At 67.3% G+C, this 21901-nt stretch carries 22 protein-coding genes; 9 read left to right on the top strand and 13 right to left on the bottom strand.

Annotated features, from left to right (window positions below):
* Window positions 1–120: 120 nt before the first annotated feature.
* The 3 genes from ACIA49_RS03430 to ACIA49_RS03420 all read right to left on the bottom strand — a co-directional run bounded on the left by ACIA49_RS03430 (window position 121) and on the right by ACIA49_RS03420 (window position 2658).
* A complete protein-coding gene (locus ACIA49_RS03430; protein WP_396375483.1) occupies window positions 121–1323 on the bottom strand; it encodes a hypothetical protein in 1203 nt (400 codons plus the stop codon).
* Window positions 1324–1423: 100 nt separating this feature from the next.
* A complete protein-coding gene (locus ACIA49_RS03425; RefSeq protein WP_396375482.1) occupies window positions 1424–2107 on the bottom strand; it encodes an SRPBCC domain-containing protein in 684 nt (227 codons plus the stop codon).
* Window positions 2104–2658: an ArsR/SmtB family transcription factor gene (locus ACIA49_RS03420; protein WP_396375481.1), complete on the bottom strand. Its 555-nt coding sequence runs from the start codon at window positions 2656–2658 to the stop codon at window positions 2104–2106. The genes ACIA49_RS03425 and ACIA49_RS03420 overlap by 4 nt, the downstream gene beginning before the upstream one ends.
* A 175-nt stretch (window positions 2659–2833) precedes the next feature.
* On the opposite strand from ACIA49_RS03420, the gene ACIA49_RS03415 reads away from it, so the two are divergent.
* The 9 genes from ACIA49_RS03415 to ACIA49_RS03375 all read left to right on the top strand — a co-directional run bounded on the left by ACIA49_RS03415 (window position 2834) and on the right by ACIA49_RS03375 (window position 12426).
* On the top strand, window positions 2834–3751 hold the full coding sequence (locus tag ACIA49_RS03415; RefSeq protein ID WP_396375480.1) for a DNA polymerase beta superfamily protein: 918 nt from the start codon (window positions 2834–2836) through the stop codon (window positions 3749–3751).
* Entirely contained in the window at window positions 3741–4499 is a 759-nt protein-coding gene (locus ACIA49_RS03410) for a DNA polymerase beta superfamily protein (protein WP_396375479.1), read from the top strand. Before ACIA49_RS03415 ends, ACIA49_RS03410 begins: the two co-directional genes overlap by 11 nt.
* A gap of 127 nt (window positions 4500–4626) precedes the next feature.
* A complete protein-coding gene (locus ACIA49_RS03405; RefSeq protein WP_396375478.1) occupies window positions 4627–6744 on the top strand; it encodes an alpha-galactosidase in 2118 nt (705 codons plus the stop codon).
* Between the two features lie 33 nt (window positions 6745–6777).
* Window positions 6778–7719 (top strand): carbohydrate ABC transporter permease, encoded by a 942-nt coding sequence (locus tag ACIA49_RS03400; protein WP_396375477.1) that lies wholly within the window; start codon window positions 6778–6780, stop codon window positions 7717–7719.
* Entirely contained in the window at window positions 7716–8597 is an 882-nt protein-coding gene (locus ACIA49_RS03395; RefSeq protein ID WP_396375476.1) for a carbohydrate ABC transporter permease, read from the top strand. Before ACIA49_RS03400 ends, ACIA49_RS03395 begins: the two co-directional genes overlap by 4 nt.
* Entirely contained in the window at window positions 8597–9952 is a 1356-nt protein-coding gene (locus ACIA49_RS03390; RefSeq protein ID WP_396375475.1) for an ABC transporter substrate-binding protein, read from the top strand. The genes ACIA49_RS03395 and ACIA49_RS03390 overlap by 1 nt, the downstream gene beginning before the upstream one ends.
* Window positions 9953–10179: 227 nt before the next feature.
* Window positions 10180–10602, top strand: a complete 423-nt coding sequence (locus ACIA49_RS03385) for a DUF1707 domain-containing protein (protein WP_396375474.1) — start codon at window positions 10180–10182, stop codon at window positions 10600–10602.
* Window positions 10599–11012, top strand: a complete 414-nt coding sequence (locus ACIA49_RS03380; protein ID WP_396375473.1) for a DUF6220 domain-containing protein — start codon at window positions 10599–10601, stop codon at window positions 11010–11012. The genes ACIA49_RS03385 and ACIA49_RS03380 overlap by 4 nt, the downstream gene beginning before the upstream one ends.
* A 34-nt stretch (window positions 11013–11046) precedes the next feature.
* Complete coding sequence (locus ACIA49_RS03375; protein WP_396375472.1) at window positions 11047–12426, top strand: multicopper oxidase family protein; 1380 nt, start codon at window positions 11047–11049, stop codon at window positions 12424–12426.
* Here ACIA49_RS03375 and ACIA49_RS03370 read toward each other — a convergent pair.
* The 10 genes from ACIA49_RS03370 to ACIA49_RS03325 all read right to left on the bottom strand — a co-directional run bounded on the left by ACIA49_RS03370 (window position 12408) and on the right by ACIA49_RS03325 (window position 21879).
* Complete coding sequence (locus ACIA49_RS03370; RefSeq protein ID WP_396375471.1) at window positions 12408–13634, bottom strand: MFS transporter; 1227 nt, start codon at window positions 13632–13634, stop codon at window positions 12408–12410. The two genes, ACIA49_RS03375 and ACIA49_RS03370, sit on opposite strands and share 19 nt — an antisense overlap.
* An 8-nt stretch (window positions 13635–13642) precedes the next feature.
* A complete protein-coding gene (locus ACIA49_RS03365) occupies window positions 13643–14248 on the bottom strand; it encodes a winged helix-turn-helix domain-containing protein (RefSeq protein ID WP_396375469.1) in 606 nt (201 codons plus the stop codon).
* A gap of 68 nt (window positions 14249–14316) precedes the next feature.
* Window positions 14317–14535, bottom strand: coding sequence for a hypothetical protein (locus tag ACIA49_RS03360; RefSeq protein WP_396375468.1), 219 nt, complete (start codon window positions 14533–14535; stop codon window positions 14317–14319).
* A gap of 79 nt (window positions 14536–14614) precedes the next feature.
* Entirely contained in the window at window positions 14615–15712 is a 1098-nt protein-coding gene (locus ACIA49_RS03355; RefSeq protein ID WP_396375467.1) for a sulfite oxidase, read from the bottom strand.
* 33 nt (window positions 15713–15745) lie between these two features.
* Entirely contained in the window at window positions 15746–16294 is a 549-nt protein-coding gene (locus tag ACIA49_RS03350) for an exonuclease domain-containing protein (protein WP_396375466.1), read from the bottom strand.
* Window positions 16294–16902: a response regulator transcription factor gene (locus tag ACIA49_RS03345; RefSeq protein WP_396375465.1), complete on the bottom strand. Its 609-nt coding sequence runs from the start codon at window positions 16900–16902 to the stop codon at window positions 16294–16296. Before ACIA49_RS03345 ends, ACIA49_RS03350 begins: the two co-directional genes overlap by 1 nt.
* 73 nt (window positions 16903–16975) lie before the next feature.
* The gene (locus tag ACIA49_RS03340) at window positions 16976–18100 is read right to left on the bottom strand and encodes a sensor histidine kinase (protein WP_396375464.1); all 1125 of its coding nucleotides are present in this window, start codon (window positions 18098–18100) and stop codon (window positions 16976–16978) included.
* 18 nt (window positions 18101–18118) lie between these two features.
* Window positions 18119–18853 (bottom strand): ABC transporter permease, encoded by a 735-nt coding sequence (locus tag ACIA49_RS03335; protein WP_391546809.1) that lies wholly within the window; start codon window positions 18851–18853, stop codon window positions 18119–18121.
* On the bottom strand, window positions 18850–19749 hold the full coding sequence (locus tag ACIA49_RS03330) for an ABC transporter ATP-binding protein (RefSeq protein ID WP_396375463.1): 900 nt from the start codon (window positions 19747–19749) through the stop codon (window positions 18850–18852). Before ACIA49_RS03330 ends, ACIA49_RS03335 begins: the two co-directional genes overlap by 4 nt.
* Before the next feature lie 735 nt (window positions 19750–20484).
* Window positions 20485–21879, bottom strand: a complete 1395-nt coding sequence (locus ACIA49_RS03325; protein ID WP_396375462.1) for a glycosyl hydrolase family 18 protein — start codon at window positions 21877–21879, stop codon at window positions 20485–20487.
* Window positions 21880–21901: the final 22 nt, after the last annotated feature.

Here is a 21901-nt window from a genome sequence, read left to right as displayed (position 1 = left end):
CCCCGTCGGCGCGATTCTGCCTGTCCCACCGGTATCCGGTCCAGGGCCCCCACCCTGATGAGACTCCAAACACTAGTGCACCAGGGGGAGGCCGCCGTACCGAGACTGGATAGTCTGAAATTAACCGAGTGTCATGCGGGGTTCGCCGTTCGCGAGGCCGGTGCCTGCGATCGTGCAGGTGCCGCCGCGGTTGGCGGTGTAGGTCTGGCGCAGGCAGGAGCGCAGCGCCAGTTGGGCCCAGTAGTTGGGGTGCAGAGATTCCTGGATGAAGTAATTCGAGCCGACCGTCGTGACGGTTCGGATCTGGTTGACCCACTCGGTCTTGTCGACGGCCGTGGGCTGCGTCCAGGACGAGAGGCCGACCTCTTCGTACAGGCCGACCGTCTTCTCGCAGAGGCGCCGGCCGTTGAACGCGGACTGGAGTTCCAGCAGGCGTGTGTTCGCGAGGCCGGACTGGGTGATGGCGGCGCGGACGGTGTTGTTGATGGTGACCAGTGCGGTGCTGTTGGCCCAGTCGGCGTCGGCGTTCCAGAAGCCGCAGCCGCCGACGCTCTGCCGGGTGAAGCCGGTTTGGCCGTAGCGGAAGCCGCTTGCGTTCGGGATCGGTGAAGGATAGGTCTGTACGACGAGTGTCCACGCGGTGTCGCCGTACCCGGCATCGCGCATTGCCGTGCGGACGTTCTGCAGCGCGGTCGCGATCTTGCCGCGGACGGTGGTCACGTTCGCGGCGGTGAAGTTCGCGACGACCGATGAGTCGTCCCGGCAGTAGTCCGGGTTCCATGACGGCGACAGCAGGAAGTCCTGCACGCACTGCGTGACGATCGCGGCGAAGTTGAAGTCGTTGCCGCCGATGGAGACGGCGACCTGCCGCACGTTGTGGGTGGTGGCGAACTGTTGCAGCGCCTTCGCCTGGCCGAGCTTGCCGGCGCCGTCGTCGTAGAAGTCGATACCGGGCTTGAAGTCGTCGCCGGTACCGGTCGTCGTGCGCGCACCGGAGCACGAGAGGTTGAGGCCGCCGACGCCGCCACCGATGAACGCCTCGGCCGAGCGGCTGCGGTGGCACTTCGGGATCGCTTCCGCGGTACCGCTCGCGTTGTCGTGATAGGCGTGCGCGCTGAGTGCGTCGGCTGGTGTCTCGGAGTCGTTCGAGCTACCGGCCCAGCGGCCGGCCTCGCCCGAGATGTAGGAGTCGCCGAGGGTGACGACGTACGGGGTGCCGGTGCCGGGGCCGTCGGCCTGAGCGGGGGCGGCGGCCAGGCAGAGCCCGGTCATGGAGAGCGCAAGGATCAGGGCGAGCCGGAGTGAACTGGGCGGATTCTTCACCGGGGTACCTCTCTTGCTGGAGGGACCCCCATGTACTCACAGGTAACCGGTGAAGAACAGACCGGGCGTGGTGGCACGTTTGCGTACTGTCACCCCCGTGTCACGCGAACAGGTCTAGGTCCTTCGGGTACCGCTCGGACCACCACGTGCGCCACTGCGTGTCGACCTCGTCGCGATCGGCGTCGCCGTACAGGGAAAGGACGGCCATCGTCGCTCCCTCGGGCTTCCGGTCGCCGGGCGGGATGTGGCTGAGCACGAGCAGACCGTTGCCCCAGGCATCTACTACGACGCCGACCTGGTGTTCGGAGGTGTAGAGCATGGAAGCCTTGACGTGCCCGTCCGGGAGGTCGAGTTCGTCGGCCGGGACGCCCAGCTCGGTGATCGGGTTCACCGTGCCGGTGCCGGAGTAGAACAAGGTCCGGCGCGGCTCGCCCGGATGGTGTGCGATCGCGAACTGCAGTTGGTGCAGGAAGGTGATCCACCCGTCGGTGACGTCGTCGTAGTACGCGTCCCACTCGGGATTCGCGCCGAACGGTGCCCGGGTCAACGTGATCCGGCTGCCGCCCTCGACCGGCTCGACGACGAACTCGTCGCCGTTCCCCAAGGTCAGGCTGGTCCCGTCCTCGGTGACCTCGGTGAAGTAGATCTGGTCGATCTCCTCCTCCAGGCCGCCCTGTGGACCGGCGTACTCCCAGCCGTGCCAGTGCCGGATCTTCTCCTTGTCCCGCAGCGCGTCCCACACGGCCTCCACCGGTGCCGCCACGGTCACCACGATCTTGGTCATGACTCTCCTTCGGTACGACGGGGTGCCGGGTGGCCGCCGGCGACCAGGCGATAGGGCCGTCCGCCCTCGGCGTCGAACTGCTCGACGACCTGACGAACAGCCTCGGTCAATGCATCGGTGAAGCGGTGCACGTCGCCCGGTTCGGCGAACCGCACCTCGGCCTCGAGGGTGAACGTGAGTAGTCGCTTGCCGTCGGCCGCACTCTGCATCCGGGCCACATCCCGCACGGTGCCGGCGGCGACGTCGATCAGATGTTCGGCGGCGTACTGGTCCTGGATCCCGGTGAACGCCTGGCCCATCACGGCCGGGTCGATCACCAGGGTCGCGGCACGGAAGATCCGCTCGGTGAACCCACGGCGCTGCCGCTCTTCGACCAGCTCCACCAGCCCGGCCTTCTCCAGTTCACGCAGGTGATAGCCCACCCGCTGGCGCGGCAACTCGAGCGCCGCGGCCAACTGGGTCGCCGACGAGGGCTCCCGCAGCAACTCCAGCAGTTGCCGGCGGATCGGCGACAACGCCACCCGCGCCTTCTCCGGCTCCTCGACCAGCATGGGCCTAATCTGACACTTGACAGGAAAATCTGTCAATATGCCGTGGTGTACCGACGAAGGGGTGGAGGTGTGGTTTTGGAGGGCTCGGAGGCGATCGCTGAGCGTGGCGCTGGTCTGCGGTGGCGACCACTCACAGTCCGTCGGTACGGGGCCCCGAGTGGGGGAGGATGGCGGCATGTCTGTTGAGGGGCCGCAGTTGCCGGTGGGGACTCAGGTGGTGCTGCGGGTTGCAGGGCCGGACGACCAGGGCGGTACGGCGCAGCGTGGGGCGACCGGGCGGGTAGCCGGGATCACCGGGGATGGGCGGTATGTGGTCCGGTTGGTGGATGGGCGCGAGACGGTGGCCCGGCGGGATCAGTTGAGCCTGCGGACCGCGTATCAGGATGAGGCGCTAGAGCTGACCCAGCCGGATGGCGATCTGTTGGTGCGGGAGCACACGATCTACGCGGTGGTTGTGGGGTCGCGGGCGTTCGGGCTCGACACGGATGCGTCGGATACCGACACTCGCGGGGTCTATGTCGCGCCGACGGAGTCGTTCTGGTCGCTGGCGAAGCCGCCGGCGCACGTGGACGGGCCGGAGCCCGAGTGGTTCTCGTGGGAGGTCGAGCGATTCTGTGAACTCGCGCTGAAGGCGAATCCGAACCTGCTCGAGGTCCTGCACTCGCCGCTGGTCGTCCAGCAGACCGCACTCGGCCAGGAGCTCGTCGACCTCCGCGAGGCCTTCTTGTCGCAGCTCGCCTATCAGACCTACTCCGGTTATGTGCTGAGCCAGTTCAAGAAACTGGAGGCGGACTTCCGGCGTGATGGTGCACCGAAGTGGAAGCACGTCATGCATCTGATCCGCTTGTTGCTGTCGGCCCGCTCTCTGTTGCTCGAGGCCCGGTTGGTCGTTGATGTCGGCCCCTACCGGGAACGGCTCCTCCAGGTGAAGCGTGGCGAGCTGCCCTGGGATGAGGTGGAGAAGTGGCGCCTCAGCCTGCATGCCGAGCTGGACGACGCACTTGGCCGGACGGTATTGCCGGCGACACCGGACGTGGCTCGGGTGGACGATTGGCTGCGATCCGTCCGGAGGAGGAGCATCAATGACGCGTGACATGCGAGAGCTCGACTATGCCGAGCTGCGCGACATCATGGGTGAGCAGCCGTACCCCTTGCTCTTCGCAACAGTCTCCGGCGCTCACCTGTACGGCTTCCCCTCACGCGACTCGGATGTCGACCTACGTGGAGTGCATGTACTCCCGGCCGCTGAGGTGGTTGGGCTGCGGTCCGGCCCCGAGACCTTGGATCGGACCTGGTTCGAGAACGAGGCCGAGGTCGACCTCGTCACGCACGACCTGGCGAAGTTCGCCCGGCTGATGTTGCGGCGGAACGGCTACGTCCTCGAGCAGGTTCTGTTGCCACTCGTCGTTCTCAGTACGCCGGAACACGAGGAACTGGTCTCCCTGGCGGCCGGCTGCATCACCAGGTGGCACGCGCATCACTACCGCGGGTTCGCGAAGACCCAGTGGGAGTTCTTCGGGAAGACCGGTGAGCTCAAGCCGCTGCTCTACACCTTCCGAGTGCTCCTGACCGGCATCCACCTGATGCGCACCGGCGTGGTTCAGGCGGACCTCCGGGAGTTGCTCGACGGAGCGCCGTCGTACCTGCCGGAGTTGATGGCGGTGAAGGCGGAGGCCGAGCACGGCGCCTTGGAGGGTCCGTCGGTCGAGGTGTTGACCGCTGATGTCGAGCGCCTTCAGGCCGAGCTGGACGCGGCCGAGGCGGCGAGCCAGTTGCCCGAGAGCGCCGTTGCGGAGCCTGAGCTGAACGATCTGTTGATCCGGGTCCGGCTTTCGCAGTGATTGCAGCGTTGTAGCGACCCGGGCAGAGCCATAGAGTACTTACTTAACTTCGTGAAGCATTGACAACAGGGCTGGCGAGGTAAATAGTTTCGTCCTGAAATCAATCAGAAAGCAGAGTGAATCAACAGTGTCGAACATCGAGGTGCTGCAGCTGCGGGCTGCTGGGGTCAGTTTGGTGCTGGACTGCTCGGGACCGGCGTTGCCTTCCGTGCTGCATTGGGGTGCGGATCTGGGCGAGCTGGGTGAGCGGGCTCTGCTGGAGCTACGGCGTGGCGCGGGCGCGGTGCAGGACGGGAACGGGCTGGACGAGAACCAGCCGGTGGCGATCGTGCCGGAGTACTCGGCCGGCTGGTTCGGGCTGCCGGGCCTGAACGGACACCGCGACGGGCAGGACTTCTCGGCGAACTTCCGGATCGTCGATGTCGCGCAGGCCGACAACTCGGTGGTTGTCGATGCAGCTGACACTGAGGCCGGGCTGACGATTCGCCTGACCATCGAGCTGACCGACTCCGGGCTGGTGCGCGCGAAGGCGGATCTGACCAACACCGGTGCGACGACGTACACGGTCGACGGCCTCACCCTCGCGCTGCCGGTGCCGACCGAGGCGACCGAGCTGCTCGACCTGACCGGCCGACACATCGGCGAGCGGCACCCGCAGCGGCACGCGTTCACGCAGGGCGCGCACATCCGCGACAACCGCCGTGGCCGCACTGGTGCCGACGCGACCCTGCTGCTGCTCGCGGGTACGCCGGGCTTCAACTTCACCGACGGCGAGATCTGGGGCGTGCACACCGCCTGGAGCGGCAATCACCGGTCGTACGCCGAGCGCGGCATGAGCGGGTACGCCGTCATCGGCGGCGGCGAGCTCCTCCTCCCGGGCGAAGGTCGGGTGGCCCCGCAGGGCACCTACAGCACCCCCTGGCTCTACGGCACGTACGGCGTCGGTCTCGACCAGACGTCGACCCGCTTCCACGAGTACCTGCGGTCCCGCGAGCACCACCCGCAGACCGACCGGCCGGTCGTGATGAACACCTGGGAAGCTGTCTACTTCGACCTCGACCTGGAGAAGCTGAAGAGCCTCGCGAACGCGGCCGCCGAGGTCGGCGCCGAGCGGTTCGTGCTGGACGACGGCTGGTTCCGCGGCCGCCGTGACGACCACGCCGGCCTCGGCGACTGGTACGTCGACGAAGGCATCTGGCCGAAGGGCCTGCACCCGCTGGTCGACCACGTCCGCGGTCTCGGTCTGCAGTTCGGTCTGTGGGTCGAGCCGGAGATGGTCAACCCGGACTCGGATCTGGCCCGCGAGCACCCGGACTGGATCCTTGCCACCGGCCACCGTTTCCCGCCGACCGCTCGTCACCAGCAGGGGCTGAACCTCGGCGTACCGGCTGCTTACGACTACATCCTCGAGCGGCTCGACAGCATCCTGACCGAGTACGACATCGCGTACCTGAAGTGGGACCACAACCGCGACTTCGTTGACGGCGGCAACCAACTGACCGGTACGGCGGGCATTCACGCGCAGACGCTGGCCGTCTACCGGCTGATCGACGAGCTGAAGCGCCGCCACCCCGGCCTGGAGATCGAGTCCTGCTCGTCCGGTGGCGCCCGGGTCGACCTCGGCATCCTGGAGCGCACCGACCGGGTCTGGGGCAGCGACAGCAACGACGCGCTCGAGCGGCAGACGATCCAGCGGTACACGCAACTCCTGCTGCCGCCGGAGCTGATCGGATCCCACGTCGGTCCGCCGAAGGCACACACCACCGGCCGCACCCAGGCGCTCTCGTTCCGCGCGATCACCGCGCTGTTCGGCCACTTCGGCATCGAGTGGGACATCACGCTCGCCTCCGAGGAGGAGCGCACCGAACTCGCCGGATGGGTGGCGCTGCACAAGGACCTGCGGCCGTTGCTGCACACTGGCCGGGTGGTTCGCGCCGACCGTGGTCCGGACGACTTCCTGCTGCACGGGGTGGTTGCCCAGGACAGCTCCCGCGCCGTGTACGCCGCTGTCCAGCTGACGCAATCCGTCACCTCGGCCGTCGGCCGGGTCCGCCTGCCGGGCCTCGATCCGCAGCGCACCTACCGCGTCAGCCGGATCGCGACACCCGGTCCCGTGTCGCGCTGGCAGCTCACCTGGACCGAGCCTGTCGAGCTGAACGGTGCCGCGCTCGCCGCGGCCGGCGTCCTGCTCCCGGCGCAATGGCCCGAGAACGCCCTCTTGCTGGACGTGACCGCGATCGACTGACCCCGCAGTCGATCTATCAAAGGAGATCCCCCTGTGACTGCCGTAACGAACGCACCACCGGAGAAACGAAGTCACGGGGAGCAGGCGCCGCCGGCGAAGAAGCGACGGCGCCTGGGAGACCTCAAGGTCGCGATGATCTTCCTCGCTCCCGCGACGCTCGGGTTCGTGGTCTTCTACATCTGGCCCACCCTGCGCGGCGCCTACCTGAGCTTCACCGAGTACAGCTTGCTCGAGGCACCGAAGTTCAACGGCCTCGACAACTACGACCGGATGATCCACGACAGCTTCTTCTGGAACGCGCTCGGCGTCACCGTCGAGTACGTGGTGATCAACATCGGTGTCCAGACGGTCCTTGCCGTCGGCATCGCGATGGTGATGTACCGGCTGACCAAGTCGATCACCGTCCGGGCCGCGATTCTGCTGCCCTACCTGGTCGCGAACGTCGTGGTCGCGCTGGTCTGGTACTGGATGCTCGACTTCCAGGTCGGCATCGTGAACCAGGGCCTGACCTGGATCGGCATCGACCCGGTCGCCTTCTTCGGTGACTCCAACTGGGCGATCCCGACGGTGGCCGGGATCAACGTCTGGCGGCACATGGGCTACACCGCGCTCCTGGTGTTCGCGGGCCTGCAGACGATCCCGTCGTACGTCTACGAGGCGGCCGAGGTGGACGGCGCCGGCGAGCTGAAGACGTTCTGGCGGATCACGTTGCCGCTGCTGCGGCCCGTTCTGGTGATGGTCCTGGTGGTCACCATGATCGGCTCGTTCCAGATCTTCGACACCGTCGCGGTCACCACGCAGGGTGGCCCGATCAACTCGACGCGGGTCATCTACTACTACATCTTCGAGCGGGCCTTCACCCGGTTCGACTTCGGCTACGCGTCCGCGATGGCGATGGTGCTGTTCGCGATCCTGGCGATCGTCTCGCTGCTGCAGTTGCGGCTGCTCCGCGCCAAGGAGAGTGATCTGGCATGAGAAAGCCACTCAACATCGGCCGGATCCTTGCCTGGGCGTTCCTGATCATCCTGCTGATCCTGACGCTGTTCCCCTTCTACTGGATGCTCCGTACGGCGCTGTCCAACAACACGCAGCTGGCCGCGCACCCGAATTCGCTGCTCCCGGTGGAGACCACGCTCGGCGCCTTCAAACGGGTACTCGGGTTGTCGACGATCGAGGAGGCCCAGGCCCAGGGCGGTTCCGGTGCCTCGGTCAACTTCTGGCTGTACCTGCGCAACTCGTTGGTGGTGGCAACGATCACCACGGTCTGCCAGGTCTTCTTCAGCGCGATGGCGGCGTACGCGTTCGCCCGGTTGCGCTGGCCCGGCCGGGACAAGGTGTTCGCGGTATTCCTGGCCGCGCTGATGGTGCCGCCGATCTTCACCACGCTGCCGAACTTCGTGCTGATCAAGAACCTCGGCCTGCTGAACAGCTTCGCCGGCATCATCCTGCCGGGCGCGTTCATGACGCCGTTCGCGATCTTCTTCCTGCGGCAGTTCTTCCTCGGCATCAGCCGTGAGCTGGAGGAGGCGGCGATGATCGACGGGGCCGGTCACCGGCGGATCTTCTTCGGGATGATCATCCCGATGAGCGCCGCGCCGATCACCACGCTGGCGATCCTGACCTACATCAACTCCTGGAACGACTACTTCTGGCCGCTGCTCGTCGGTCAGCAGGAGAACGTCCGCGTGCTCACCGTCGCCCTCGGCGTCTTCCGCTCGCAGACCCCCCAAGGCGGACCCGACTGGGCCGGTCTGATGGCCGCCACGCTGATCGCGGCGCTGCCGATGATCATCCTGTTCCTGGCCTTCGCCAAGCGGATCACCAACTCCATCGGCTTCTCGGGGATCAAATGATGAACGTATCCCGCAGGACCTTGCTCAAGGCCGGGCTCGCGGCGCTCGCCGTACCGTCGCTGGCCGCCTGCAACAATGGCGCGGCGGCCCGCGGACCGGGCGAGGTCATCTACTGGCTCTGGGACTCCGCCCAGTTGCCGATGTACACCGAGGCCGCGAAGGTCTTCCACGAACAGAACCCGCAGTACACGGTCACGATCGAGCAGTACGGCTGGAACGACTACTGGTCGAAGCTCGTCACCGGGTTCATCTCCGAAACTGCACCGGATGTCTTCACGTCGCACTCCGCGAAGTACCCGCTGTTCGCGGACAAGGGGCAGGTGCTCGCGATCGACGAGTTCGTCACCAGCGACAACGTTGACCTGAGCATCTATCAGAAGGGCCTGGCGGATCGCTGGATCGGTGCCGATGGCAAGCGGTACGGCCTGCCGAAGGACTTCGACTCCGAGGTCTACTTCTACAACAGCGCGTTCACCGAGGCGGCCGGGATCAGTGTCGAGCAGCTCAACTCGATGACGTGGAACCCGCAGGACGGCGGCACCTTCGAACAGATCGTCCGGCGGCTGACCGTCGACTCCAAGGGCCGCCGCGGCGACCAGCCCGGGTTCGACAAGAACAACATCAAGGTCTTCGGACTCGGGTACGGCGATGCCGGCGGGTCCGACGGTCAGACCAGTTGGAGCTGGTACGCCGCCTCGAACGGGTGGAAGTACTCCGAGGGTGAACCGTGGGGAACCAAGTTCTTCTACGGCGACCCGAAGTTCACCGACACGATCGGGTGGTGGCGCGGCCTGATCACCAAGGGGTACATGCCGACGTACGCGCAGGCGAAGTCCGGCGTCGACGTGACGACCTCGTTCGGTGCGGGGAAGTACGGGATGACCCCGAACGGGTCGTGGATGCTCGGCACCTACCAGACGCTGAAGGGCGTGAAGACCAAGCTGGCCCGGCTGCCGATCGGCCCGATCGGCAAGCGGATGTCGATGATGAACGGGCTCGCGGACACCATCTGGGCCGGGACCACCCGGCGCGAGGCGTCCTGGGCCTGGGTGAAGTTCCTGGGCTCGCAGACCGCGCAGGACATCGTCGCCAAGGCCGGCGTGGTGTTCCCGGCGGTGTCGGCGAGCCTGCCGGCGGCCAAGGAGAAGTTCGCGGCCAACGGGTGGGACGTGACGCCGTTCCTCGAGACGGTCGAGGCAGGTGACGTCTTCCCGTATCCGGCCAACCCGAACGCGGCCGACGTCAGCGCCATCATGACGCCGGCGATGGACTCCGTGCTGTCCTTCGACTCCCCACCGTCGTCACTGGCCAAGGCGAACGACGACGTCAACAAGATCCTCGCCGCCAGCGCGTAACCCCTCTCACTAACGTCCGAAAACACGCCACCATGTACTGCGGTTCTTCGGACGTTGGGGGTTCACCCAGGGACGCCGTACTCCACGGGGAGTACGGCGTCCTGCGTCGTACGGGGTGGGGTGCGCCTGCGGGGGTAGGTGAGGTGCCGCCGCCTGGGCGACGCGGTGTGGGGTGCTGTCGCGACACGATCGGTGCAGTCGAAGAACTGCGAGCACCGAGGAGTGTCATGGACGACATGCGGATTGGGGACGCCGAGCGCGAAGAGGCGGTCCGGCGGCTGGGTGAGCACTATGAGTCCGGCCGGCTGACTGCCGACGAGCACTCGGAGCGCGTCGAGGCGGCGTTGCGGGCCAAGACGAAGAGCGAGTTGGGTGCGGTCTTCACCGACCTGCCGCTCGAGGAGCAGGCCGAGGCGCCGCGCAAGGGCCGGCCGGTAGGTTCGCCGTTCGGGAAGGTTCCGCGGCCGCTGCTGGTGGCGCTGGGGGTTGTCGCGGTGCTGGCGTCTGTTGCTTGTGCGGTATTTGGGGGGCATCCGCATCCGCACCAGCAGATGGGGGCCTGGGGTGGCGGGCACCCGCATCCGCCGGTGTTGCTGATCGCGGCGGTCGTGGCCGGGGTAGTCATCTACCGGAAGCGGCGTACGGCATGAGAAACGTCTATCGGGTGACCGCGGTCCTGCTGTCGATCGCGGTCGGGCTGCAGGTGGCGTCGATTGCGTTGTCCGGCTTCACCGTGGCCAAGGATGCGAACGACGGCGCGGCGATCGGCGCCGACTACACCAACTTCGGGCAGAGCTTCCACAGTGTGGAGGGGATGGTGATCGGGCTGCTGGCGCTGATTCTGCTGGTGGTCTCGTTCCTGACCGATGTGCCGCGTGGTCGCGTGCTGGCCGGCGTCATCGTTGGCTTGGTGGCGCTGCAGTTCGTGCTGGCGACGGTGTCGTTCGGGTTGCCGGCGTTGGGTGTGCTGCACGGTCTGAACGGGCTGGCGATCGGTGCGCTGGGCGGAACTGCTGCCGGCCGGGCCGCTGCGCCGCGCCAGCTCGCGACCAGTGCGTAAGAGACGCGGGCGGTTGGTCGCTCTGGGGATCCTGATGGCGGTGTTGGTGCCGCTGGGGTATCTCTGGGCGACCAGCCTGGTCCCGGGCACCTACAACGCAGCAGACATGGGGTACGCCGACTATGGCGGTGGCCCTGCTGGTGGGCACGAGCACATGCACCATGAGATGAACATCGCGGATCTGACCGGACCGAAGACCGGTACGCCGGATGTGTCCGTCACACTCGTTGCCCGCAAGGAGAAGAAGGGCCTGGCCGGGTACACGCTGAACGGCAGCTCGCCGGGACCACTGATCCGGGCCGAGAGCGGTGATCTCGTCCAGGTGACGTTGATCAACGAGTCCGTGCCGGATGGCGCAACCCTGCACTGGCACGGGATCGACGTACCGAATGCCGAGGACGGGGTCGCGGGGGTGACCCAGGACGCCGTACCGGTGGGTGGGCAGCACGTCTATCGCTTCCGGGCGAAGGACGCCGGGACGTATTGGTACCACTCGCACCAGGTGTCGAGCGATGAGGTGAAGGGCGGGCTGTTCGGGCCGATCGTGATTGCGCCGAAGACGCCTGGTGAGGTGCTCGCCACGATCCACACCTACGACGGCAAGCGGACGATCAACGGACTTACCGGGAGTCAGCGCCAGCAACTTACCGCCGGTACGGCGGCGCGCGTGCGCGTGATCAACACCGACAACGCGATCCTCCGCATCGGCCTGACCGGGACGCCGTACAAGGTGGTGGCGGTCGACGGGCGCGAGGTGAACAAACCGACGCCGACCACCAAGGCCTACGCGCTGGCAGCAGGAGGACGAGTCGACCTCGAAGCGATCGTGCCACCAACAGGCCTCAGGTTCGTCGCCGGTACGGCGGCGCTCACGCTCGGCATCGGACCGGTTGATCCGCCGACCGCCGAGCTGCCGGCCGAGACGGTCGACCTGCTGACCTACGGAACCCCGAAGGCGATCGGGTTCGACCCGGCCAAGGCTGACCGGCGGTTCGAGTACCGGATCGGCCGGAGGATCGGCTTCCTGGACGGCGTACCGGGTCTGTGGTGGACGATCAACGGGCACAAGTTCCCCGACGTCCCGATGTTCATGGTCGCCGAGGGCGACATTGTCCGGATGACCATCAGCAACACCAGCGGGCAAGCACATCCGATGCACCTGCACGGTCACCACGCCGTCGTCCTGAGCCGCAACGGCGTCGCGTCGACCGGCTCACCCTGGTGGACGGACACCGTCGAGGTCGGCAACAACGAGACCTACGAGATCGCGTTCGTCGCCGACAACCCGGGCCTCTGGATGGATCACTGCCACAACCTCCCGCACGCCTCCGAGGGTTTGATGACCCATCTCATGTACGCCGGTTACGTAACGCCGTTCCGTATCGGCGGTACGACTCACAACACCCCGGAGTGAACCTCGTCCACCACTGCGGGGACCGGGCGGATGACCTGGCCGCGCAGGGTGACGGCCAGGTAGACGACCGAGCTGGTGATGACGATCGCCATGATCATGAAGATGACGTGATAGCTGATCAACGAGACGAGGGTTGCGCCCAGAGCCAGGCTGACGGCCTGAGGGCTGCCCATCACGACCTCGGAGGCCGTGGAGACCCTGCCCATCAGGCGCAGCGGCGTGCGCCGCTGGATGAGCGTCATGAAGGCGATGATGATCAAGGGGATCGAGTAGCCCAGCAACGGGATGTCGAAGAGCAGGACCGGCAGGCTCTCGGTGGCGGCGATGACCGCGATCGAGGCGGCCATCGCGAGCGCGCCGACGGCGAAGGTGCCGACCTCGCCGAGGCGACGGACCCACCAGGTCGCGGTCAGACCGCCGGCGAGGGCGCCGACGCCTTGGATGGTGACGATCACGCTGACGAACTCGACCGGCTTGTCGAAGACGTGGATGATCGCGTAGATCGACGCCTCGGTGAAGCCGAGGACGAGCAGGAGTAGTCCGAGACCGACCAGGGTGTGCCGCAGGATGCGGTCGGACCAGAGGTGTTTGATCCCGCCGCTCATCTCGGTCAGCCAGTTGCCGTCGGAGCGCTCGGGTTTGCGATCAGGCAGCGACATCGTCCCGATGATGATCGCGGCCGCCAGGAAGGTCGCGGCGTCGACGACGGCGACGGCCCAGCCACCGATCAGGGCGAACAGGCCGGCACCGATGATCGGGCCGATCAGCCGGAAGCCCTCCTTGACAGTCTGCAGCGATGAGTTCGCAGTCACCAGTTGGGCGTCGCTGACGATCTCCTTGAGCAGCCCGTTCAGCGCGGCCGGCAGGACGATCATCGAGATGCCGTAGAGGAACGCGACGCCCCAGACGATCCACACGTCACCCGCGTCGCGGACCAGCGTGAGCGGGAGGACGGCGATCGCCGAGGCGAGACTGCCCCAGGCGAGAACGCGGCGCGGCGGCAGTCGATCGACGTACAGGCCGAACAGCGGTGCGATCAGCGCCGGCACCACCATCCAGAAGAACGTCAGGCCGGCTTTGGCGTTCGAGTCGGTCAGGCTCTTCACCCACATGCTCAGCACGAGCAGCATCACCGAGTCGCCGAACATCGACGTGGTCATCCCGGCGAACAACCGCCGGAAGGCGGGCTGGGCGAACATTGCGCGCATCGGAAACCTCACTCGGGTGACGGCGTCGGGTCGGCGATGCCGTAGGTCGGGACGCCCCAGGACATGAAGGCACACAAGCGCGACCCGGGCGGGCGGAGCGCCGGGTCCTGGTGCCGGTCGAAGTGCTTCATCAGCGCCTCGCGGACAGCGGCGTTCGCCACCTCGAGCTCCTCGGCGGTCAGCCACATCATCGATTGGGTGGACGTCGCGGCGGTGCGCCACTCGGCCGGCTCATCGGCGGCACGGAGCTGGCTCTCGAGCAGCCGGTCGACCTCCCGCGCCACCAGCACCTCGGTCAGCGCGCGCCCGGCCAGCTGGAAGTCCGTCTCCAGCGGGCCGCCGTCCTCGTCGCCCCAGCTCATCCCGAGGTGGGTGGCCTGCCAGGGCCGCTGCCGGCCGGTACCGCCCGGTGCCTCCTCCACGAACCCGTACTCCGCGAGCTTGCGCAGGTGCCACGAACAGTTCGCCGGGGTCTCGTCGAGGCGGTCACCGAGCTGGGTCGCGGTCATCGCGCCGTTGATGGTCACCTGCTCCAGGATCGCGATCCGCACCGGATGTGCGACGGCGCGCAGCGTCCGGGCGTCACTGATCGTGCGTTGCCTCTTCTCGTCCACGCATCGAAAGTACTCTTTCGAAAGAGGTGTTGCAATAGCTCACGCCGAGAAGTGTGGCGGGTCCCGGCTCAGGAGGCCTGGTCGTCCCGGAGGTCGGATTCGCGCCGGTGCATAGCGGCGATCCGGCTGCAGGCGGCGTCGATGGCGGCCCGCTGGCTGACGTACGAGCCGCACCAGAGCGGGTTGTCGGGCTGCGGGAACAGCCCGTCGTCGATGTCGGCGTACCACTCGTCCGCCGTCCGGAAGATCCGTGCGTGCAGGTGCAGTTGCGTATCCGCCTCGTTCACCGCGTCACCCCTGGAGGAGAACTGTGTCCGAATTCCAGGATGTGACGCCGGTACGGCGGAACTGCCCAACGACACGCGGTCAGCTGACGAGGACCGTGATCCGTTGGGCGCTGTTGTTCGCGAAACCACCGCGGTTCCAAGGGGCCTCAACTGGTTGCTCACGGCCACTGCCGTCGACGGCGCGGACGGTGAGCACGTGCTCGCCGGGGGTCGCGTCCCAGTCGTAGGTGAAGGACCGCCAGGCCAGCTCATCGTTGCCAGTGGCATCGAGTTTGGCGGGGTGCCAGGTGACGCCCGCATCGGTGCTGACCTCGACGCGCTCGATCGGAGCCCAGCCGGACCACGCCTTGCCCTCGAGCACAACGGTGCCGGCGGCAACGAACCGGTGCCGGCTCATGAAGTCCGGGAAGCCCGGCGGGATCAGCAGCGCCCGCGGTGCGATCTTCGTGATCGCCGTCCCCAGTTCGTCGGCCTCCTGGCGCATCCGGTAGGCGACCGCGTTCTGGAAGCCGTCGAACTCGTGGTCGATCAGCTCGATCGACCGCAGCCACTTGACGCTGGCCATCCCGTACCAGCCCGGCACGACGAGGCGCAGCGGGTACCCGTGTTGCGGCGGCAGCGGATCGCCGTTCATCTCCCAGGCGACGATCGCGCCGGACTCCATCGCCTCGCCGAGCGACAGTCCCCGCTGATAGTCCTGCTCGACCCCGCGCTCGATCCCGTGGTCCGCGCCGGTGAAGACGACATCGACCGCGTCCTTCCGGATCCCCGCGTTGTGCAGCAGGTCGGACAACAGCACCCCGGTCCACTCCGCCGTACCGACTGCTTCGTTCAGCCACGGCTGGCTGATCGGCCGCGGGTGCAGCGACGCCCGGCCGTTGCCCGCGCACTCCAATGTCACCCGGACGGTACGGCGTCCCATCGCGCGCAGCTCGGTCAGTCCGAACGACATCGGTTGCTCGACGCACCCATCGACCTCCAGCCGCCAGGTCGCCGCGTTCCCCGCCGGAATGTCGTAATGGACCAGCACGTAGTGGAGGCCGGCCGGCGTCACGTCGTACCGCAGGGCCTCCAACGGAATGCCATGGTTGCGCGCCGCCAGTTGCAGCTCGTCACCGGTGATCCCCTCACCGGTATCCGCCAGCCGCCCCCGCACGCTGAACTGCTCGATCGACATAGTTCCTCCCCGAGGACCCACGCTAGTGCGTGCTCACACCTCGGGGAAGCTTTCCGCCGAGAGTTGGACGATGAGCGCGGCGATGTTCCACGCGTCATCCGTCCCCGAATGATGCCGTCCCTCGAGTGGCAGACCGGCCAATTCCAACGCTTGGGACATCCCCGGCCGCCGTTTGAGTCCCCGGACCTCGGTGAAACGAGCCTTCGCGTTCACATGGGTCGGTCCGAAGGGGTACGCGACACCGGTCGCCGCGCACTGACGCTCGAACTGCTTGCGGTCGTAGTCGCCCCAACTCATCCACGCCCGCTCGGCAGCGCCGTACTGGCTGATCAGTAGCGCGCAGGCATCGTCGAACGAGACTCCGCCGCTGACGGAAGCGGCGGTCAGGCCGGTGAGCTCGGTGCAGAACGGGCTGATCTCGGAACGTTCTGGCCGGACCAGGATCTGGTGCTTCTCCACGCGTTGCCAGCTGTCGATGTCGATCGTGGTCAGGCCGATCTCGATGATCTCGTTGTCCATGCCAGGCGGCGGTTCGCCTTCCCAGCAGGTTGCTTCGAGGTCGATCACGTTCAGCAGTGGCATCAGAGCCAGCCGTTGTCGAGGGCGATCCGGGCGGCCTCGGCGCGGGTGCGCGCGCCGGTCTTGCCGATCGCGGCGGAGAGGTGGTTGCGGACCGTGCCTTCCGACAGGTGCAGTTCCTTGGCGATGTCGGCGACGGTGCCGCCTTCGCGGGCCGCCCGCAGTACGTCGGACTCGCGGCCGGTCAACGGGCTCGTCCCGGCCACCAGGGTCTCGGCGGCGAGCGAGGGGTCGACCACGCGCAGTCCTTGGTGCACACGCCGTACGGCGTCAGCCAACTGAGCAGCCGGAGTGTCCTTCACGACGAACCCAGCAGCCCCGGCCTCCATCGCGCGCCGCAGATAGCCCGGGCGACCGAACGTGGTCACCATCAGGATCCGAACCCCCGGTACGGCGGTGCGCAACGCGGCCGCGGCCTCGATGCCGTCGAGCCCGGGCATCTCCACGTCCAGCAGCGCGACGTCCGGCGTACTGGCCTTGGCGGCCGCGATCACCTCGTCACCCCGCCCGACCTCGGACACCACCTCGAGATCAGGCTCGAGATCCAGCAGGGCAGCCAGTGCACCACGAACGAGTGCTTGATCATCAGCGAGCAACAAACGAATCGTCACGCCTCCACCTCGCTGCGCTCGGCTACGTCGTGACAAGGGGCCGCTGTACTTTCGGTTCTCTCGCTGCGCTCGTTCACGTGCCAACCTTTACAGCAAGGCGGAAGCCGCCGTCGGGGGACTGGCCGACCTGGAGGCCGGCGCCGGCCTGGTCTGCTCGTTCGCGCAGGCCCATCAGGCCGTGGCCGGAGGTGGCGTCGTTCGGCGTCGGGCCTTTGCCGTCGTCGAGGACCTCGATCTGCCGCGCAGCGAGTTTGATCGTGCAGCGCTTGGCGCCGGAGTGCCGGATCACGTTGGTGACGCCCTCGCGGATCACCCACGCGAAGAGCTCGCGGTTCTCCTCGGGAACCTCATCCATTGTGGTCGGAAGATCAGGCTTGATCTCGGCGGCCTGGAGGGCGGTCCGCGCCGAAACCAGCTCTCCGGCCAGACTCAGCTCGCGGTACCCGGCGACCGCAGCCCGGACGTCACCGAGCGCGGCGCGGGCGAGGCTCTCAACGTCCGCAACCTCGGCGGCGGCCTTCTCGGGGTTGACCTGAATCAATCGGCCGGCCAGCTCGGCCTTCACCGTGATCACGGTCAGCGAGTGGCCGAGGATGTCGTGCAGGTCGCGAGCGAACCGGTTGCGCTCCTCCTGGACGGCGAGGTCGGCCATGTCCTGCCGGGCCCGGGTCAGCTCCGAGCTGCGCTGCATCGCCCGGCGCATGGCGAGGACGGCGACGCCGGCGAGAAAGATCGCGAAGCCGTAGCTGCCGTCGTCCGACCAACCGGGGACCACGCGCATCGCCAGCTCGACGCCGCCGAGGAGCAGCAGGACGACGAGCACTCCGACACGCACGTCCAGCGTGAGCAGAGCGGTCGCTGCGATGTAGACCATGCAGGTCAGTGCGGTCTGACCGGCCGTCGTGGTCAGCAGCAGAGCCAGCCCGAGCATCACGGTCAGATATCCGAGCCGCTGCCACAACGGGGAGGAGTTCTGCCGGAACTCCTGCCAGCGCAGGACACCGAAGAAGCTGATGTAGGCGAGGCCGAAGACGAGCAGGTTCAGCAGGCCGAGGACCCGGGTCACCCCGTGCTGGGTCTGCCAGATCTCGGTCAGCGGCTGAACCAGGTAGAACAGCCAGACACCGACCGCGAGCCAGCCCCACCGGCCCGGTGGCCGATCCTCGGCGGCCATCGCGGCCGGCAGGGTTCGCTTCATGAAGCTCACGGTAGGCGATCAGGCCCGCGCGGTGTCGGCGCGGTAGCGACGCAGGGCGATGAAGCCGAGGACGACGGTCCAGCCGAGGACCACCAGCAGGGCCTGGGTGTCGACGCCACCCGCCGTCAGTGCGCTGCGCGAGGTCAGTCCGGTCCAGTACGCCGGGGTGAGCTGGGCGATGTGTTTCATGATCGAGGGCATCTGGTCGACCGGCAGCCACAGTCCGCCGAAGGCGGCGATCAGCATCGTCGCGAGTCCGGTGATCGGCTGCACGCTGTCCGGCTTGGCGACGTACCCGATGACGAGCCCGATCGCGGCGAACGGCAGGGCACCGAGCCAGGAGACGAGCGCGACGGTGATCCACTGGGTCGCGCTGAGGTGGACATGGCCGACCGTCATACCGAAGAGGAAGACGACGATGAGCGGGGGAACCGCCACCAGCAGGGACAGGATCACCTTGTTGACGACATAGGCCTGGGGCTTCAGCGGGGTGAGCCGGAGTGTCCGGTTCCAGCCGCCGTCACGTTCGGCCGCGATCACGCCGCCACTGCTCATCGCCGCCGACATCGAGCCGAACATCGCCATACTGACCATCACGTAGGCGATCGCGGAGATCCCGCCCTCGGCCGCGTCCTTCGGAATCGTGAGGCCGAAGATCGCGAACAGCACCAGCGGCATCAGGATCGCGAAGATCATCACGCGCCGGTTGCGCAGCGTCCGGCGGATGTCGAACATCAGGTAGTTGCGGTTCATGCCAGGCTCTCCTCTTGTGCGCTGATCGCGAGGACCGCGTCCTCGAGGTCGGCCGACGTCACTTCGATGTCGTGGGCGGGCGTGTTGTTCAGCAGATAGCGCAGGGTGTCGTCGGAGTCCGCGCACTGCAGCAGTACGACGTCTCCGCGGGTCTCGACATTGCGAACGCCAGGCAGCGAAGCGAGTGCGGCCAGGTCGGCACCCGGCACGGTGGCCCGGATGGTCCGGCCGGAGACGCTCGCCTTGATCTGCGCAGCGGTGCCGTCGGCAACGATCTTCCCGTTGCGCATCAGTACGACGCGATCGGCGTACGCGTCGGCCTCTTCGAGGTAGTGGGTCGCGAACAGGACCGTGCGGCCGCGGGCGGTCTCGGCGTGCATCGACGCCCAGAAGTCACGGCGGGACTCGACGTCCATCCCGGTCGTCGGCTCGTCCAGCACGATCAGATCGGGCTCGGGGATGATCGCCATCGCGAACCGGACCCGCTGCTTCTGGCCGCCGGACAGGCCCTTCATCTTTCGGCCGTACAGGTCGGCGATCCCGGCCCGGTCGAGCGCTTCCTTCACCGGCATCGGCTTGCTGTGCAGGCCGGCCACGAGGTTCAGCAGTTCACCGACCTTGGCGTCCTCGATGATCCCGCCGCTCTGCAGCATCACCCCGACCTGCCCCTGGGCGATCGCCTCCGACGGCGTACCGCCGTACACCTGCACGCTGCCCTGGTCCGGCCGGACCAGCCCGAGCAGCATCTCGATCGTGGTCGACTTGCCGGCCCCGTTCGGGCCCAGCAGTGCGACGACCTCACCGGCCCGGATGCTCAGATCCACCCCAGCGACAGCCTGCACCGCCCCATACTTCTTGGTCACGCCCATCAGGCTGACCGCAGTCGTTGTCGTCATACCCAAAGCTTGCTGGCACTGGCCGTTCACGCCCTCGACCAGCCGTCATCACCCGCCCATGACATCCGTCAGCCGCTCCTCAGGGTCACCTCTCAGGGTTCGCCCGGACGCGGTTCCTCCAGGTGCCTACTGCCGCAACGTCCGAACGATCGGAGCACGTGGTCGGCGATTCTTCGGACGCCGGCCAGCTCCGGCCCAGCCGTCCTTCCAGCCGAGCCGGCGTCGCGGACGGTCGCTGCCGCGGCTCTCCTTGCGATGCGTCCGGGACGTCCTCCCCAAACCGGTTCGGGGAGGATCGGCGCCAGGGCGGGGCCGGTTTGGGGTGGATGTCGGACCGATTCGGGGCGTGAATCCTCCCCCGGATGGCTGTTGGCGAGGGGGAAACTCTCCCCAAACCGGTTTGGGGAGCTATGGCGCGGGAGGGCGCGGACCCGGTACGACGTTGAGCACGGTTCAACCATCGAGCGGGACGAAAGTGGTTGGTGGGTTCACAAAGTGGTTGGCGCCTTGGACCCATGGGTATCGGCGAGGCCGGCCCGGCGATCACCTCGTCGCCAACGCTGATTGGCGGATGCGGACCGCCAACACTCACCAACCTGCGCGGTGTCTGGTCCGTCGCGCTCAGGCGGAGGGGGAAATTGCTCTCGGAGGGACTTGGTGAGTGGGGGCGGTCCGGTTCCTGCAGCCGACTCCTGGCCGGGGACGCACTTGACGTGGTCCCCGGGTCGGGAGGGATCAGGCGGGGAGGGTCCAGATCTGGTTGCTGCTGGCGGCGCAGTCCCAGATCTGCAGGCGGGTGCCGTCGGCCGAGCTGGGGCCGGTGGCGTCCAGGCAGCGGCCGGAGCTCGGGTTGCGGAGGTTGCCGTTGCTTTGGGCTTGCCAGGTCTGGGCGCCGGTGCCGTTGCAGTCGTAGAGCTGGGTGACGGTGCCGTTGGCCGTGCCGGCCGCGGCGACGTCGAGGCACTTGCCGAGGGCGCGGATCGTGCCGTCGGTGCCGACGGTCCAGGTCTGGCCGGTGCCACTGCCACAGGTCCAGAGCTGTACGGCGGTGCCGTTCGCGCTGTTGTTACCGGCGACGTCGACGCACTTGCCGCCGATGCCCTTGATCTGACCGGTCTTCCCGGTCGGCGGGGTGCCGGTGCCGCCGGCCGCGTCGAAGATCGCGCTCACCAGCGAGAGGCTTCCGGTGACGTCCTGGGACAGCTCCCAGTTCATGATGCCGCCGCCGTTCGCGACCGCCCACTGGGTCTTGCGCTTGATGGTCGGAATGCCGTTGTAGCACTGCTGTCCGCCGCTGTTGATGCAGTCGACCTGCGCGTTGGCCGGGTTCTGCGCGACGATCTGCGCGTAGGTCAGGTAGCCGGGACGGCTGTAGAACGGAACGCCGAGCACGGTCTTGGCCTTCGGCAGGCCGCGGCCCTTCCAGAAGTTGGCCGACGCGATCGACCAGTCGTAGTTGGCGTGCGGGCTGCCGCCGTCGTACGCCATGATGTTCAGCCAGTCGACGTAGCCGAAGACGACGGGCTGGACGCCGTTCGCCGTACCGCCCTCGGAGACGACCGCGGCGGTGAGGATCTTGCCGTTGTTGTGCAGCGCGGTGCTCAGTTGCTGCATCAACGCGGCGTAGTTGTTACCAGAGGTGCCCGGGTCCGGGTACTCCCAGTCGATGTCGATCCCGTCCAGGCCGTACTGGTTGACGACGCTCATCACCGAGTTGACGAAGGTGGTGCGGGCACCTGAGTTGCCCGCCAGCGCCTCGAACGCGGAGTCGTTGCCGTCGTTCCAGCCACCGATGGCCAGGGAGACCTTGACGCCGTTCTGGTGACCGAGGCTGACCAGCTGGGACAGCTTGGCCGTGTTGTCGATCGCCTGCAGCGTTCCGTTGGAGTTCGGCAGTGCGAAGGCGTAGTTGATGTGGGTGAGCTTGCTGTACTGGATCGCGGTCACGCTGCCCGACCAGGAGGGCATGTAACCGACGCTCTTGAATCCGGCCGGCAACGCCGCGGCGGCGCTGGTGGCCGCCGGCGCGGCCTCGGCCTTCGGGGCGGAGGCCGTGGTGCTGATCAATCCGGCAGTGCCGGTGACCAGCGCAAGTGCTGCAATCGCAAGGCGACTTCGGGAAAACTTCATGGGGGCGGTCCTTTCGGAGGGG

The organism is Kribbella sp. NPDC051587 (assembly GCF_044453945.1).
Classification (GTDB): domain Bacteria; phylum Actinomycetota; class Actinomycetes; order Propionibacteriales; family Kribbellaceae; genus Kribbella.
Note: the sequence above shows the minus strand (reverse complement) of the source record. Positions and strands in the feature narration are given on the sequence as shown.

Excerpts from the sequence above, each read along its gene's own strand:
- ACIA49_RS03425 (WP_396375482.1), bottom strand. The coding sequence starts at position 2,107 with ATGACCAAGATCGTGGTGACCGTGGCGGCACCGGTGGAGGCCGTGTGG.
- ACIA49_RS03420 (WP_396375481.1), bottom strand. The coding sequence starts at position 2,658 with ATGCTGGTCGAGGAGCCGGAGAAGGCGCGGGTGGCGTTGTCGCCGATC.
- ACIA49_RS03415 (WP_396375480.1), top strand. The coding sequence starts at position 2,834 with ATGTCTGTTGAGGGGCCGCAGTTGCCGGTGGGGACTCAGGTGGTGCTG.
- ACIA49_RS03410 (WP_396375479.1), top strand. The coding sequence starts at position 3,741 with ATGACGCGTGACATGCGAGAGCTCGACTATGCCGAGCTGCGCGACATC.
- ACIA49_RS03395 (WP_396375476.1), top strand. The coding sequence starts at position 7,716 with ATGAGAAAGCCACTCAACATCGGCCGGATCCTTGCCTGGGCGTTCCTG.
- ACIA49_RS03390 (WP_396375475.1), top strand. The coding sequence starts at position 8,597 with ATGAACGTATCCCGCAGGACCTTGCTCAAGGCCGGGCTCGCGGCGCTC.
- ACIA49_RS03385 (WP_396375474.1), top strand. The coding sequence starts at position 10,180 with ATGGACGACATGCGGATTGGGGACGCCGAGCGCGAAGAGGCGGTCCGG.
- ACIA49_RS03380 (WP_396375473.1), top strand. The coding sequence starts at position 10,599 with ATGAGAAACGTCTATCGGGTGACCGCGGTCCTGCTGTCGATCGCGGTC.
- ACIA49_RS03375 (WP_396375472.1), top strand. The coding sequence starts at position 11,047 with ATGGCGGTGTTGGTGCCGCTGGGGTATCTCTGGGCGACCAGCCTGGTC.
- ACIA49_RS03370 (WP_396375471.1), bottom strand. The coding sequence starts at position 13,634 with ATGCGCGCAATGTTCGCCCAGCCCGCCTTCCGGCGGTTGTTCGCCGGG.
- ACIA49_RS03355 (WP_396375467.1), bottom strand. The coding sequence starts at position 15,712 with ATGTCGATCGAGCAGTTCAGCGTGCGGGGGCGGCTGGCGGATACCGGT.
- ACIA49_RS03350 (WP_396375466.1), bottom strand. The coding sequence starts at position 16,294 with ATGCCACTGCTGAACGTGATCGACCTCGAAGCAACCTGCTGGGAAGGC.
- ACIA49_RS03340 (WP_396375464.1), bottom strand. The coding sequence starts at position 18,100 with ATGAAGCGAACCCTGCCGGCCGCGATGGCCGCCGAGGATCGGCCACCG.
- ACIA49_RS03335 (WP_391546809.1), bottom strand. The coding sequence starts at position 18,853 with ATGAACCGCAACTACCTGATGTTCGACATCCGCCGGACGCTGCGCAAC.
- ACIA49_RS03330 (WP_396375463.1), bottom strand. The coding sequence starts at position 19,749 with ATGACGACAACGACTGCGGTCAGCCTGATGGGCGTGACCAAGAAGTAT.
- ACIA49_RS03325 (WP_396375462.1), bottom strand. The coding sequence starts at position 21,879 with ATGAAGTTTTCCCGAAGTCGCCTTGCGATTGCAGCACTTGCGCTGGTC.